Source organism: Streptomyces sp. bgisy159, assembly GCF_965341775.1.
In the GTDB taxonomy this organism is placed as follows: domain Bacteria; phylum Actinomycetota; class Actinomycetes; order Streptomycetales; family Streptomycetaceae; genus Streptomyces.
Genome location: NZ_CBDQZH010000033.1, coordinates 42,953 through 55,966, shown reverse-complemented (window position 1 = coordinate 55,966; position 13,014 = coordinate 42,953). Strand labels below are relative to the sequence as shown.

General features: G+C 74.9%; 11 protein-coding genes. 5 read left to right on the top strand and 6 right to left on the bottom strand.

The features are described 5' to 3' along the window. Positions 1-3: 3 nt before the first annotated feature. Together ACSLTV_RS26500 and ACSLTV_RS26495 are read right to left on the bottom strand one after the other, a co-directional pair. On the bottom strand, positions 4-975 hold the full coding sequence (locus ACSLTV_RS26500; RefSeq protein WP_432138794.1) for a hypothetical protein: 972 nt from the start codon (positions 973-975) through the stop codon (positions 4-6). Beyond that, positions 972-1,865 (bottom strand): phosphatase PAP2 family protein, encoded by an 894-nt coding sequence (locus tag ACSLTV_RS26495; protein ID WP_435613009.1) that lies wholly within the window; start codon positions 1,863-1,865, stop codon positions 972-974. Before ACSLTV_RS26495 ends, ACSLTV_RS26500 begins: the two co-directional genes overlap by 4 nt. Positions 1,866-2,092: 227 nt before the next feature. Here ACSLTV_RS26495 and ACSLTV_RS26490 point away from each other — a divergent pair, with 227 nt between their 5' ends. Then, a complete protein-coding gene (locus ACSLTV_RS26490; protein WP_432138792.1) occupies positions 2,093-2,707 on the top strand; it encodes a TetR/AcrR family transcriptional regulator in 615 nt (204 codons plus the stop codon). Between the two features lie 151 nt (positions 2,708-2,858). Here ACSLTV_RS26490 and ACSLTV_RS26485 read toward each other — a convergent pair whose 3' ends face one another. After that, entirely contained in the window at positions 2,859-3,902 is a 1,044-nt protein-coding gene (locus ACSLTV_RS26485) for a DUF2510 domain-containing protein (protein ID WP_432138791.1), read from the bottom strand. Between the two features lie 307 nt (positions 3,903-4,209). Between ACSLTV_RS26485 and ACSLTV_RS26480 the strand changes: the two genes are divergently transcribed. Then, the gene (locus ACSLTV_RS26480; protein ID WP_435613008.1) at positions 4,210-6,903 is read left to right on the top strand and encodes an ATP-binding protein; all 2,694 of its coding nucleotides are present in this window, start codon (positions 4,210-4,212) and stop codon (positions 6,901-6,903) included. A 36-nt stretch (positions 6,904-6,939) separates the two neighbouring features. Here ACSLTV_RS26480 and ACSLTV_RS26475 read toward each other — a convergent pair whose 3' ends face one another. After that, positions 6,940-7,980 (bottom strand): DUF3048 domain-containing protein, encoded by a 1,041-nt coding sequence (locus ACSLTV_RS26475; RefSeq protein ID WP_435613007.1) that lies wholly within the window; start codon positions 7,978-7,980, stop codon positions 6,940-6,942. A gap of 169 nt (positions 7,981-8,149) precedes the next feature. Here ACSLTV_RS26475 and ACSLTV_RS26470 point away from each other — a divergent pair, with 169 nt between their 5' ends. Beyond that, positions 8,150-9,340: a zinc-dependent alcohol dehydrogenase gene (locus ACSLTV_RS26470; protein WP_432138789.1), complete on the top strand. Its 1,191-nt coding sequence runs from the start codon at positions 8,150-8,152 to the stop codon at positions 9,338-9,340. Between the two features lie 52 nt (positions 9,341-9,392). On the opposite strand, the gene ACSLTV_RS26465 is transcribed toward ACSLTV_RS26470, so the two are convergent. Next, complete coding sequence (locus ACSLTV_RS26465) at positions 9,393-10,469, bottom strand: ATP-dependent DNA ligase (RefSeq protein WP_432138788.1); 1,077 nt, start codon at positions 10,467-10,469, stop codon at positions 9,393-9,395. A gap of 74 nt (positions 10,470-10,543) precedes the next feature. Here ACSLTV_RS26465 and ligD point away from each other — a divergent pair, with 74 nt between their 5' ends. Beyond that, positions 10,544-11,569 (top strand): non-homologous end-joining DNA ligase, encoded by a 1,026-nt coding sequence (gene ligD, locus ACSLTV_RS26460; RefSeq protein WP_432138787.1) that lies wholly within the window; start codon positions 10,544-10,546, stop codon positions 11,567-11,569. Positions 11,570-11,693: 124 nt separating this feature from the next. Here ligD and ACSLTV_RS26455 read toward each other — a convergent pair whose 3' ends face one another. Next, positions 11,694-12,485 carry a VOC family protein gene (locus ACSLTV_RS26455; RefSeq protein ID WP_435613006.1) on the bottom strand — a complete coding sequence of 264 codons (792 nt, stop codon included), beginning with the start codon at positions 12,483-12,485 and terminating at the stop codon, positions 11,694-11,696. A 277-nt stretch (positions 12,486-12,762) separates the two neighbouring features. On the opposite strand from ACSLTV_RS26455, the gene ACSLTV_RS26450 reads away from it, so the two are divergent. Next, positions 12,763-13,008, top strand: a complete 246-nt coding sequence (locus tag ACSLTV_RS26450; RefSeq protein ID WP_432138785.1) for a WhiB family transcriptional regulator — start codon at positions 12,763-12,765, stop codon at positions 13,006-13,008. The last annotated feature ends 6 nt before the right edge of the window (positions 13,009-13,014 follow it).

Here is a 13,014-nt window from a genome sequence, read left to right as displayed (position 1 = left end):
CCGCTACAGCCGCGTCAGGCGCCCCGGTTCGGCCCGCGCCGTCCGGGGCGCCGGGCCGTGCCGCACCGGGGCCGACGTCGGCCCGAGCGCCAGTACGGCGGCCACGGGGTGTCCCTCGTCCCCGTACCCCGGCGCCTGCGAAGGCACCGGCACGGGCTCGGGGGCCGTCCGCGACAGCAGGACCACGCCCCAGGACGCCAGCGCGGCGCCGGCCAGCGCGAGCAGTATCCCCGTCGGCCCGCCCCGCAGCCGTTCGCCGAGCAGCGCGAGCCCGACCACCGCCGCCGCCACCGGGTTGGCCAGGGTCACCACGGCCAGCGGCGCCCCGAGGCCGCCCCGGTAGGCGGTCTGGGACAGCAGCAGGCCGGCCGTGGCGAACGCCGCGACCAGCAGCGCCACCCCCGCCACCTGCACGCTCAGCACCGGGCCCGAGCGGTCCGTCGCGGCCACCGTCACGGTCTGGGTCAGCGCCGAGGCGACCCCGGAGGCGAACCCCGACGCGGTCGCGTGGCGCAGTCCGGGCCGAGCGCCGGGCCGGGCCAGCAGCCCCATCAGCGCCGCAGTGGCCCCCGCCACCGCCACCGCCTCCGGCACGCTCAGCACGTCGTCGGGGGCGGGCCCGGACGCGGCGGTCAGCACGGCGGCCAGCCCCACCAGGGTGAACGCGGTGCCGCGCCACTCCGCCGGACGTACCCGCCGCCCCGCCAGCCGGGCGCCCAGCGGCACGGCCGCGACCAGGGTGAGCGCGCCCAGCGGCTGCACGACGGTCAGCGGGCCGTACTTGAGCGCCACGACGTGCAGCAGGGCGGCGGAGGCGTTCAGCACCACCGACCACCACCACGCGCCGCTGCCCAGCAGGCGCAGCAGCCCCGAACCGGGGGAGCCGGCGGCCAGCCGTTCCTGGGCGACGGCCGCGGCGGCGTAGGCGACCGCCGAGAACAGCGACAGGACGACGGCGAGCACGGTGGCGCTCATCGGTCCGCCCCCACCAGCGGCGCGGCGACCGCTCTCCCCGACCCGGCGCCGCCGCCGACCGCGGCCCGGCCGCCGCCCTCCGAAGGCCCCTGCCCGGCCCCCAGGCCCTCCGGGGTCCGGTCCCCGACCGGCGCCGGGGTGGCGGTACGACGCCCCGGAGACGTCTCCCGGCGCCGGGGCGGCCGGATCACCACGAGGCCTGCGCCGAGCAGGGCGGCCGCCACCAGTGCGTCGAGCCAGTAGTGGTTGGCCGTGCCGACGATGACCAGCAGGGTCAGCGCCGGGTGGAGCAGCCAGAGCGGGCGCAGGCGGGAACGGGTCGCCGTCATGAGGCCGATCGCGAGCATCAGCGCCCAGCCGAAGTGCAGCGAGGGCATCGCCGCGAACTGGTTCGACAGGTGGTCGGTGGCCGGCGGCCCGTACACCGACGGGCCGTACACCGCGCCGGTGTCGATCAGTCCGGCCTCGGTGAGCATCCGGGGCGGGGCCAGCGGGAACGCCAGGTGCAGCGCCAGGGCCGCGGCGGTGACCGCGGCCAGCACCCGCCGGGCCCAGCGGTAGTGCGCGGGCCGGCGCAGGTAGAGCCAGACCAGGAAGGCCACGGTGGCCGGGAAGTGGACCGTCGCGTAGTAGGTGTTCGCGGCGCGCACCAGGGCGTCGCCGTGCAGCAGGAGCGACTGCACCGAGTTCTCGCCCGGCAGCCGGAGCCACCGTTCGGCGTCCCACAGATCCCGCGCGTTGCGAAACGCCTCCCCGGTGTGCCCGGTCGCCGCCCGGCGGCCCAGCTTGTAGACGAGGAAGAGCCCTGCGACCAGCAGGAGCTCCCGGACCACGGGCGGTCGCGGGGTCCGGTCGGACTCCGCTTCGGCAGGCTCGGTGCGGGCAGTCATCCCCCGGCCCCTTCGCTGACGGTGGTGCGTGCGGTGTGGTGGTGGGGTCCCACCGACGCGGTGAGCCACCATCGATACGGGATCGTACCGATACGCCAGTGTACCGATACGGTCATGTACCGGTACACTGGCGTATCGATCGAGCCGGTTGATCTGCGCCACACTGGAGGCGGGACGGACCGGCCGCGGAAGAAGAGCCGGCCAAGAGGCAGCGAGGAGACAGACCGATGACGTCGCAGGCCGCGGACGGACCCGACACGGTCGCCGCGTCGCGCCGCTCCAAACTCACGCCCGAACGGGAGAGGGAGTTCTTCGACGCCGTCCTCGACCAGATCCGGGAGTGCGGGTACGACGCCGTGACCATGGAGGGCATCGCGGCCAGCACCCGCTGCAGCAAGTCCACGCTCTACCGGCAGTGGAAGACGAAGCCCCAGTTCGTCGCCGCGGCCCTGCGCTCCTCCCACCGGGCGCGCTTCGCCGGGATCGACACCGGCACGCTCGCCGGCGACCTGCGGGCCGCCGCCCGGGCCGGCGGGCGGTGGGCCGGCGAGGACACCCGCCTGCTGCAGGCCCTCGGGCACGCGGTCACCCAGGACCCCGCCCTGCAGCGGGCGCTGCGCGAGGCGCTGGTGGAGCCGGAACTCGCCGAACTCCGGGGCATCCTGCGGCGCGGGGTGGAGCGCGGTGAGGTCCCGGCGGACCACCCGGCGCTGGAGTTCGTCCCCGCGCAGCTGTATGGGGTGCTGCGGGTGCGGCCCGTGATCGACGGGCGGCAGGCCGACTCGGAGTACCTGCTGCGGTTCGTCGAGGCGGCGGTACTGCCCGCCCTCGGCCTCGCCTGACCGACCCGGGCCGCCGTCCACGGGATGACTGGACGGTGGCCTGCTCGCGCCGCACCGTGGGGACGGGGGCGGCGCACCCCCGGCCGGGTGGGGGTCCCTTGAGCGGAGGGGCGCCCACCCGGCCGAACCCGTACGGCGGCCGGGGCGCGGATCAGACGTCGCGGCCGGTGCCGCCGCCCTTCGCCACCGCGATGCCCTTGGTGATCGTGTCGATGACGGACACCTGCTGATCGGCGTCCAGACCGAAGCGCAGCACCACCAGCCGGCTCGGCTCCGCGGGCGCCGGGAAGACCAGCGACTCGACGTAGCCGTCGACCCCCTTGCCGGTGATGGCCTTCCAGCGCACCAGGTAGCCCTTCTGGCCGGCCACGGTCACCGCCTGGGAGGCGAGTACCTGGTGCGAGGTGATCGAGCCGTAGGTGGAGCCGCCGTAGGACTCCTCCGCGTTCGCGGCGATGTCCGCCTTGGCCACCTCCTCGGGCGTGCCCCCCTTGGTGCGGTGCAGCTCGCGCGGCGCGGAGTACACGCCGCCCTTGACGCAGGTCTTGTCCGCGGCGCCCGGGCAGGGGTACGTCGTGTCGGACATCACCTGGGCGCCGGCGCCGCTCTGCTGGCCCGTCCAGCCCTTCGGGATCGGGATGCTGATCCCGTTGAGGGCGTCGGTCACCGAACCGCTCCTGATCTTCGGTGCCTCGGATTCCCGGGGGGACGGTGAGTCCTCGTCCGAGTCGCCCGGCCCGCCGGAGCCGCGTCCACCGTCGCGGTCGCCGCCGCCGTCACCGCCCCCGGGGCCGCCGAACGGGCCGCCCCGGCCGCCGTCGCCCTGAGCGGTGCCCGGCCGGCCGTCCCCGCCGTCGTCCTTGGTCAGCGTGTACACGCCTATTCCGATGCTCGCCAGCACCGCGACCGCCGCGGCGACGGCTATCCCGGTCCGCACGCCCCGCCGCGCGGCGGGGGCCCCGGGCGGCGCGGGAAGTGCCGGGTGGGCCGGGAAGGCCGGCACGGTCGGGTGGGCCGCGAACCCCGTCTGCGCGCCGGCGGCCGGCGCCCCGCCCGGCGGCCCCCACGCCGCGGCCGAGCCCGCCGGGCGGGTCCGGTCCGTCCATGCCTTGCCGTCCCACCAGCGCTCGGAGGCGGGGCCGTCACTTGTCTGTCCGGGGTCGGGATACCACCCCGGAGGAGTCACCTGCGTCATGCCCCCACCGTATGAGGCGACCGTGAAAGCCGGATGAGAGGGCGGCCGCGGGGCCGCGCGAGGGCGGCCCGCCCGGAGCCGCGCGACCCCGGCCCGCGCCACCGCGTACGCCACCCCACGTTCGTCAAGTCCGCGGTACGCACATGAGGTTGACGTCCCGGCCGGTCCGCCGCAGGCCTCCGGGCGGCGACGGGCGAGAGGGCGTCACCCGCGGCGGGAACAGGTGCCCGGAGCGGACGCCGTTCCGGCCGTCGGGGAGCTACCCTCGGGTTCGTACGTCGTTCGGGCGACTTGGGGAGGTAGCGGGATGACGGAGGTTCGGCCGGTGGCGGCCGCCTCGGCCTCTCTGTGGGAGCGCGAGGAGGAAGTCGGCGTCATCACACGGGCGGTGCAGACGCTGCGGGCCGACCGGTCGTCCTCGGGGCGGGTGTTGGTTTTCCGCGGCGACGCCGGTCTCGGCAAGACAGCCCTGCTGGCCGAGACCCGCCGCACGGCCGAGGCCCACGGCTGCACCGTCTGGTCGGCGCGCGGCGGCGAGACGCTGCGGTCGGTCCCCTTCAACGTCGTACGGCAGTTGCTGCAGCCCGCGCTGCTGTCGCTGCTGCCCGAGGAGGCCCGGGAGTACCTCGGCGACTGGTACGGCATCGCGGGCCCCGCCCTGGGCATAGCGGACCCCGACGGTCCGCCCGCCGACCCGCGCAACGTCTCCGACGGCCTCGTCGCCGCCGTACGCCGGCTGGCACGGCGCGAGTGGCCGCTGGTGCTGCTGATCGACGACGCGCACTGGGCCGATCTGGAGACCCTGCGTTGGCTGGCAGCGTTCGTCGAACGTCTCGACGACCTGCCCGTGCTGGTCGCCGTGGCCTGCCGGGACGGTGAGGCCGGCGGCGAGGGCGCCCGGTGCCTCGACGCGGTCGCCGCCGTCGCCGGCCGCTCCGTGACCAGCCTGAGCGCCCTCACCCCCGAGGCCGTCGCCGGACTCACCCGCGCCGCCCTCGGCGAGCACGCGGACGCGCCGTTCTGCCGCGAGGTGTGGGCGGTCACCGGCGGCAACCCGTACGACACCGTCGAACTGCTCGCCAAGGTCTCCGACAGCGAGCTGGAACCCACCGAGGCGCACGCGGCGCGACTGCGCCCCCTCAACAAGGCAGCCCGCGGCGGCGGCCTGGTCGCCCGCCTGGAGGATCTCGGGGTGGACGCCACCCGGTTCGCCTGGGCGGCCGCGATCCTCGGCGCCGGCATCACCCTCGACCAGGTGGCGAGGCTGTCCGGGCTGGCCGCCGACGATGCCCGGCACTGCGCCGAACTCCTGCGCGGCGCCCGCATCCTCACCACGCCCGACCCCACGGTCGGCGTCCCGGGCGGCGACGGCGAGCTGGAGTTCGTGCACCCGCTGATCGCCACCGCCGTCTACAACTCCGTCCCCGAGGCCCTGCGGCGGGCCATGCACGGCATCGCCGCACAGATCGTCACCCAGGCGGGCAAGGGAGTCGCCGCCGCCTCCCGGCACCTGCTGCAGGTCCACCCGGACGACGACGAGGAACTCGTCGCGCAGCTGCGCGAGGCCGCCCGCGAACACCTCGCCGTCGGCGCGCCCGACGCGGCCCGCCGCTGCCTGGAGCGCGCCCTCGCCGAGCCGCCCCGGCCGCACGTCCACGCGCGCGTGCTCTACGAACTGGGCTGCGCCAGCCTGCTCACCGCGCCCGCGACCACCATCGGCCACCTGCGGACCGCGCTCGCCATGCCCGGCCTCGACGGCGCCGACCGGGTCGACGCCGTCTACCGCCTCTCCCAGGCACTGCTCCACAACAACCAGCCCGAGGAGGCGGTCCGCACCGTCGAGGCGGAGGTGGCGCGGCTCGGCCCCGGACCGGCCCGGATGCGGCTGCAGGCCGTGCAGTTCATGTGGGAGGGCGTGCACGCCGGGGAGACCCCCGCACCGGGCCGCTCCGAGCGGCTCGCCGCCCTCGCCGCCACCTGCACCGGCCGCGACACCTCCGAGCGGGCCCTGCTCATCCTGCGCGGCTTCGACGCCATGACCCGCGGCGACAACGCCGAGGAGGCCGTGGAGGCCTGCGACCGCGCCCTAGTCAACGGCCGCCTCGCACCCGGTCTCGGCTGGACCGACACCGAGTGGGGTCTGGAACTGCCGATGATGCTGGCCAGCGCCTACGCCTACACCGATCGCCTGGACCGTGCGGAAGCCCTGTTCACCGAGGCCCTCAACGCCTACGAGTCCGCCCGCTGGAGCGGCGGTCACCTCGCCCTGGCCCACGCCTACGTCGGTCTCGGCCACCGCCGTCGCGGCCGCCTCCGGGACGCGGAGCGATCCCTGCGCGAGTCGCTGCGCCTCGCCGAGCACGTCGGCCGGGGACTTCCCCTGTACTGGTCGGCCACCTGCAACCTGGTCGACACCCTGCTCGCCCGCGGCCATGTCGACGAGGCGTGGCGGACAGCCGAGCAGTACGGCTTCGCGCCGCCCTACCCCTCGACGATCGTGCTGCCCGACCCCCGCTCGGTCCGCGGCCGCCTGCTGCTCGCCGCGGGTCGCACCCAGGACGGCGTCAACGAACTGGAGGAGGCCGGGAAGGCGGCCGCCGCGCGCGGTCACCTCAACCCGGTCATGGTGCCCTGGGCGGTCGACCTCGCCCGCGCGCTCGCGGTCGAGGACCCCTCGCGGGCCGCGCGGCTTGCCGCCGACGTCCGCCGGCAGGCCGAGCGGTTCGGGACCGACACCGCCATCGGCGAGGCGCTGCGCTGCGCCGCCGCCCTGGAGACGGGCAGGCGCGCGGTCCAGCTGGCCGGCCAGGCCGTCACCTTTCTGGAGTCCTCGCCCTGCCAGTTCGAGCACGCGGCGGCCCGCGTGGAGTACGGCATCGCCGCTCGCTCCGGCGCCGAACTGGAGCGCGGTCTGACCCTGGCCCGTTCCTGCGGTGCGGACGGCCTCGCCGCGCAGGCGGAGCGCGCACTGCGTGAGCTGTCGGCGCTGCGGGCGCAATGAGCCGCCGGCTGCCGGGCACCGACGCGCCGACGCCGGTCAGGACGCCTTGGCGTACACCACCCAGACCTGCCCCTCGGCGAAGTTCACCCGGTGGCCGTCCGGCGTGGTGAACGCCGTGCCCGAGGCCGCCTCGGTGCGCTCCCACCGCACGTCGTAGGCGCGCCCGTCGCGCAGCACCCGTGCCTTCCCGGACCCGACCGTCTCGGTGTAGGGCGTGTAGTTGCCGAGGAAGTCGTGGAAGTCGCTGCGGTGCACCTTCACGTACTGCACGACCACCGTCGCGGGTGCCAGCCGGCCGCCGTCGGTGGTGAACGCCGCCCGGCCGTCCATGGAGACCAGCCACCGCTCCCGCTGCGCCGACCAGGTGAAGGTGAAGCGGGCGGCCGGGTAACGTACCGTGCGGGAGGTCTCCGCGGTCCCGCCCGAGGGCGGGGCGCCGTAGTGGAAGCCGGTCGTGAGGGCCTTCCCGCCGGGCGCCTCGGGCAGCAGCCGGCCGGGGCGCAGGTAGAGGTTGTGCGGCGCGGGGCGGCCGGGTTCCCGGTAGAAGGTGCCGGACGCCTTCTCGGGTGTCACGGCCGTCAGGGGCGCCTCGTCGATCAGCGGGAGCAGCTTGCCCTGCGCGCCGGAGAAGGCCAGTACGGGCCGGCGGAACTGGCGCAGCAGCTCCAGATCGGCCTCGCGGGCGCTGCGCACCGGGCCGACGGCGGACGGCAACCGGGTCGCGTACACCGCCATCAGCCGGCTCAGCCCGCCCTCGACCTGCTCGACGTAGACGACGTCCGCCGCGCCGAGACCGGTGTGCGGGCGGGCGGAGCGGGAATTGTCGATCTTCACCGCGAGCACCGAGCCGCGCAGCTCGCTCGGTGGGCCGTCGGGTGACGCGCTCGGCGTACCGCTCTCCCGGTCTCCGCCGCGCCCGTCGTCGCGGGTGCCGTGCGTGCCGGTACAGCCCACCGCCAGGGCGGCCGTCATCGCACCGGCCAGCAGCGCCCGCGTCATGGCACCGCGCCGGGTCCGTGCTCCTCGTACCGTGCTCACAGTCGTCGTCCTGTCCCGTTTCCTGGATTGTGCGCTCATCAGGTCATCGATGGCCAAACCCGATCATTCATGGCGCTTCGCCGGGGATCGTCCGATCGGCCGAGGGTGCGAAGAGGGTGCGGTTCGGCCCGTTGGCGCCCGGGTACCCGGGCCGCACCCCGGGGCACCGACCCCGGGATCCCCGACTCGGCGGAGGGAGCAGGGCGCGATGAAGGCAGTGACCTGGCAGGGCAAGCGGGACGTCCGAGTGGAGACGGTGCCGGACCCGGCGATCCAGGAACCGACGGACGCCGTCATCCGTATCACGTCCACCGGGCTGTGCGGCTCCGACCTGCACCTGTACGAGGTGCTCACACCGTTCATGACCCCGGGGGACATCCTCGGCCACGAGCCGATGGGCATCGTCGAGGAGGTCGGCCCCGCCGTCCCCGACCTGCAGGCGGGTGACCGGGTCGTCGTCCCCTTCCAGATCGCCTGCGGCAACTGCTGGATGTGTCTGAACTCCCTGCCCACCCAGTGCGAGACGACGCAGGTCACCGGCGAGGGAATGGGCGCCGCCCTGTTCGGCTACACGCGGCTGTACGGCGCGGTCCCGGGCGCCCAGGCCGAGTACCTGCGCGTCCCGCAGGCCCAGTACGGTCCCATCAAGGTGCCGGAGGGGCCGCCCGACGACCGGTTCGTCTACCTCTCCGACGTGCTGCCCACCGCCTGGCAGGCCGTCGCGTACGCCGATGTACCGCAGGGCGGCAGCATCGCCGTCCTCGGCCTCGGGCCCATCGGCGACATGGCCTGCCGGATCGCCCAGGCGCGCGGTGCCGGCCGGGTGTTCGGGGTGGACCTGGTCGGTGACCGGTTGCGGCGGGCCCGCGCCCGGGGGGTGGAGACGTACGACCTGCGCGCCTTCGACAGCGAGAAGGACCTGGTCGAGGCGATCCGTGACGAGACCGACGGGCGCGGCCCCGACGCGGTGATCGACGCCGTCGGTACCGAGGCACACGGCAGCGCCGCCGCCCGGCTCGCCCAGCAGGCGTCGTCGGTCCTGCCCCGCAAGCTGAGCGGGCCGCTCGCCGAGCGGTTCAGTGTCGACCGCCTCGCCGCCCTGCACACCGCGATCGAACTCGTGCGCCGCGGCGGCACCCTCTCCCTGGTCGGCGTCTACGGTGGTACGGCCGACCCGCTGCCGATGCTGACCATGTTCGACAAGCAGCTGCAGATCCGCATGGGCCAGGCCAACGTCCGCCGCTGGAGCGACGAGATCCTGCCCTACCTCACCGACGAGGACCCGCTCGGTGTCGACGACTTCGCCACCCACCGGGTGCCGCTGGACGAGGCGCCGCACGCCTACGAGATGTTCCAGCGCAAGCAGGACGGCGCGGTCAAGGTCCTGATGACGCCGTGACGCCGTGACGCCGTGACGCCTGACGCGGTGACGCCGTGGCGCGGGCGGTCGGTCAGCCGCCCGCGCCGGGGCCGAGGATCTCCGCCAGGTCGTAGCGCACCGGCTCCTCCAACTGGGCGTACGTACAGCTCTGTGGCGCACGGTCCGGGCGCCAGCGGCGGAACCGGGCCGTGTGCCGGAAACGCGCCCCGTTCTCCATGTGGTCGTAGGCGACCTCCGCCACCCGCTCGGGCCGCAGTGGCACCCACGACAGGTCCTTCTTGCCCGACCACCGGCTCGGCGCGCCCGGCAGCCGGGCGCCCTGGTGGGCGGCCTCGTCCGCCCAGGCCGCCCACGGATGGTCCGCGATGTCGGCCATCCGCAGCGGCTCCAGCTCCTCCACCAGCTCGGCACGCCGCTTCATGGGGAACGCCGCCGACACCCCCACGTGCTGCAGGGCGCCCCGGCCGTCGTACAGGCCGAGCAACAGGGAGCCGACCACCGGACCGCTCTTGTGCAAGCGGTACCCCGCGACCACGACGTCCGCGGTGCGCTCGTGCTTGATCTTGAACATCACGCGTTCGTCCGGCCGGTAGCGAAGCGCCAGCGGCTTGGCGACCACCCCGTCCAGCCCCGCGCCCTCGAACTGCTCGAACCACTGCCGCGCCACCTCCGCATCGGTCGTCGCCGGTGCCACGTACACGGGGGGAGTCACCCCGGACAGCGCTCCCACCAGCAGTGCACGCCGGTCGGCGAGCGGCACGTCGAGCAGCGACTCGTCGTCGAGAGCCAGGAGGTCGAAGGCGACGAACGAGGCCGGGGTCCGCTCGGCCAGCGTCCGCACCCGGGACGCCGCCGGGTGGATCCGCTCGGTCAGCGCGTCGAAGTCCAGCCGCCCCTCCCGCTCGATCACGATCTCCCCGTCCAGCACGCACCGCGCGGGCACCCGTTCGAGCACCGCCGCCACCAGTTCGGGGAAGTACCTGGTCAACGGCTTGCCGGTACGGCTGCCCAGCTCCACCTCGGCTCCGTCGCGGAACACGATGGCCCGGAACCCGTCCCACTTGGCCTCGTACTGCATACCCGGCGGGATCGTCGCCACCGACTTGGCGAGCATGGGCTTCACGGGCGGCATCACCGGCAGGTCCATGAGGCGATTCTGCTCCGGTACGCCTGATGCCGCCTGGTGTGCGCGGTCCGCGGGGGCCGCCTACCGTGGCACCCATGGGCGATGCGGTGGAACTGGAGGCCGGCGGCCGGACCGTGCGGCTGACCAATCCCGACAAGGTCTTCTTCCCGGAGCGCGGCTTCACCAAGCTGGACCTCGCCCGCTACTACCTGGCCGTCGCGCCGGGCATCCTGCGCGCCCTGCGCGACCGCCCCACCACGCTGGAGCGCTACCCCGACGGCGTGACCGGCGAGTGGTTCTTCCAGAAGCGGGCGCCGAAGAACATGCCCGACTGGATCCCCACCGCCCACATCACCTTCCCGAGCGGTCGCAGCGCCGACGAGATGTGCCCCACCGAGGAGGCCGCGGTGGTGTGGGCCGCCCAGTACGGCGCCCTCACCTTTCACCCCTGGCCGGTGCGCCGCACCGACGTCGACCGGCCCGACGAACTGCGCATCGACCTCGACCCGCAGCCCGGCACCGACTACGCCGACGCCGTCCGCGCCGCCCACGAACTGCGCGCCGTCCTGGACGAGTTCGGCGGCCTGCGCGGCTGGCCCAAGACCTCTGGCGGCCGGGGCCTGCACGTCTTCGTGCCCATCGAGCCCCGCTGGACCTTCACCGAGGTCCGGCGCGCCGCCATCGCCGTGGGCCGGGAGATGGAACGCCGGATGCCCGATCTCGTCACCATCAAGTGGTGGAAGGAGGAGCGCGGCGAGCGCGTCTTCCTCGACTACAACCAGACCGCCCGCGACCGCACCATCGCCTCCGCCTACTCGGTACGGCCCCGCCCGCACGCCCCCGTCTCCGCGCCCCTGCGCTGGGAGGAGGTGGGTGACGCCCACCCCCGCGACTTCGACCTCGCCACCATGCCGGCCCGGTTCGCCGAACTCGGTGACGTCCACGCCGGCATGGACGACCGCGCCCACTCCCTCGACGCCCTGCTCGACCTCGCCCGCCGCGACGAACGCGAGCACGGGCTGGCCGACCTGCCGTATCCGCCGGAGTACCCGAAGATGCCGGGCGAGCCGAAGCGCGTCCAGCCGAGCCGCGCCCGCGAGCAGGGGACGGGGAAGCCGTAGGGTCCCGCACGCGCAGGCCCGGCGGGCGCCGGTCGTCCGGCCGCGGCGGGGTGAGACCCTGACGGCTTCCGCGGCGCCGACACACAAGGCCGCTACGCGGCGCGGCGCCGCGCCGCTCCCGGCGTCAGGACTGCGGCTCGGGTCTGATCACCGCGAAGCGCGCCCCGTACGGATCGGCCAGCTTGGCGACACGGCCCACGCCGGGCAGGTCCGTCGCCGGCATCCGTACGGTGCCGCCCAGCTCCCGGGTCCGGGCGACCACCGTGTCCGCGTCCGTGACCGCGATGTACGGCAGCCAGTACGCGCCCGACGCCGCCTCGACGCGGTCGTCGGCCAGCGGCACGATCCCGCCGAACATGGCCTCCTCGCCGGCACCGGAGGGATTCACGCACGTGTAGGTGCCGCCGGGGAAGGAGACCGCCGAGGTCTCCAGCCCCAGCACCGCGTAGTAGAAGGCGGCGGCCGCGGCGATGTCCGGCGTGTACAGCTCCACCCAGCACAGCGCACCGGGCTCGCTCGCCACGTCGACGCCCTTGGTCCGTCCCGGCTGCCACAGCCCGAACGGCACCCCCGCCTGGTCGGCGAGGACCGCCACCGTGCCCTGGCCCATCACCTCCGTCGGCGGCAGCAGCACCGCTCCGTGCGCCCGCTCGGCGCCCCGGGCGGTGGTCTCCGCGTCCGGGGTCCGGAAATAGACGGTCCAGGACGGCGGGCCCTGCTGCTCGGCGGTGGCCGGCATCGCCCCGGCGACCGTCTGCCCGGCCAGCTGGAAGAAGCCGTAGCCGCCGGCCCCGGGCCCCGCCGACCGGAACTCCCACCCGAAGAGCCCGCGGTAGAACGACGCCGCGCCGTCGAGGTCGGGGGTGGCGAGGTCCGCCCAGCTCGGGGCACCGTCCACGAAACGGGTGGTGAGCATCGTCGCCCTCCTCGCAGGTCGCCGTTCTGTGCACTGCCGAGTCTGGCACCGCCCACTGACAACCGCCGCCGGAGCGCTTACGGACGCGGCGCCCGGGGGCCACCGCCGCTCGGGCACCGCCTTCGCACCGTCCCTGGCAGGCCCCGCGCGCCGCCGTGCGCCGGACCGTCCCGCGCGGGCATCATCGGGGCGGTCCGCAGGTCCCGGGCCGCCGCGCCGAGGCGGCGTTGATCGCGCGTTGATCGAACGTTTTTCGCCGCGCGCCACGCTGTCCGCCATGTACACCGACACGATCCCCACGCCCGACCTCGCCTGGCAGCGGGAGGCGCTGTGCGCGCAGACCGGGGCGGACTTCTTCTTCCCGGAGCCCGGCAGCTCGGTGCGTGAGGCGAAGCAGATCTGCGGCCTGTGCCCGATCCGTTCGGCCTGCCTGGAGTACGCCCTCGCCAACGACGAGCGGTTCGGCGTGTGGGGCGGCCTGTCCGAGAAGGAGCGGCTGCGGATCCGGCGCACGCCGCACTGACCGCCC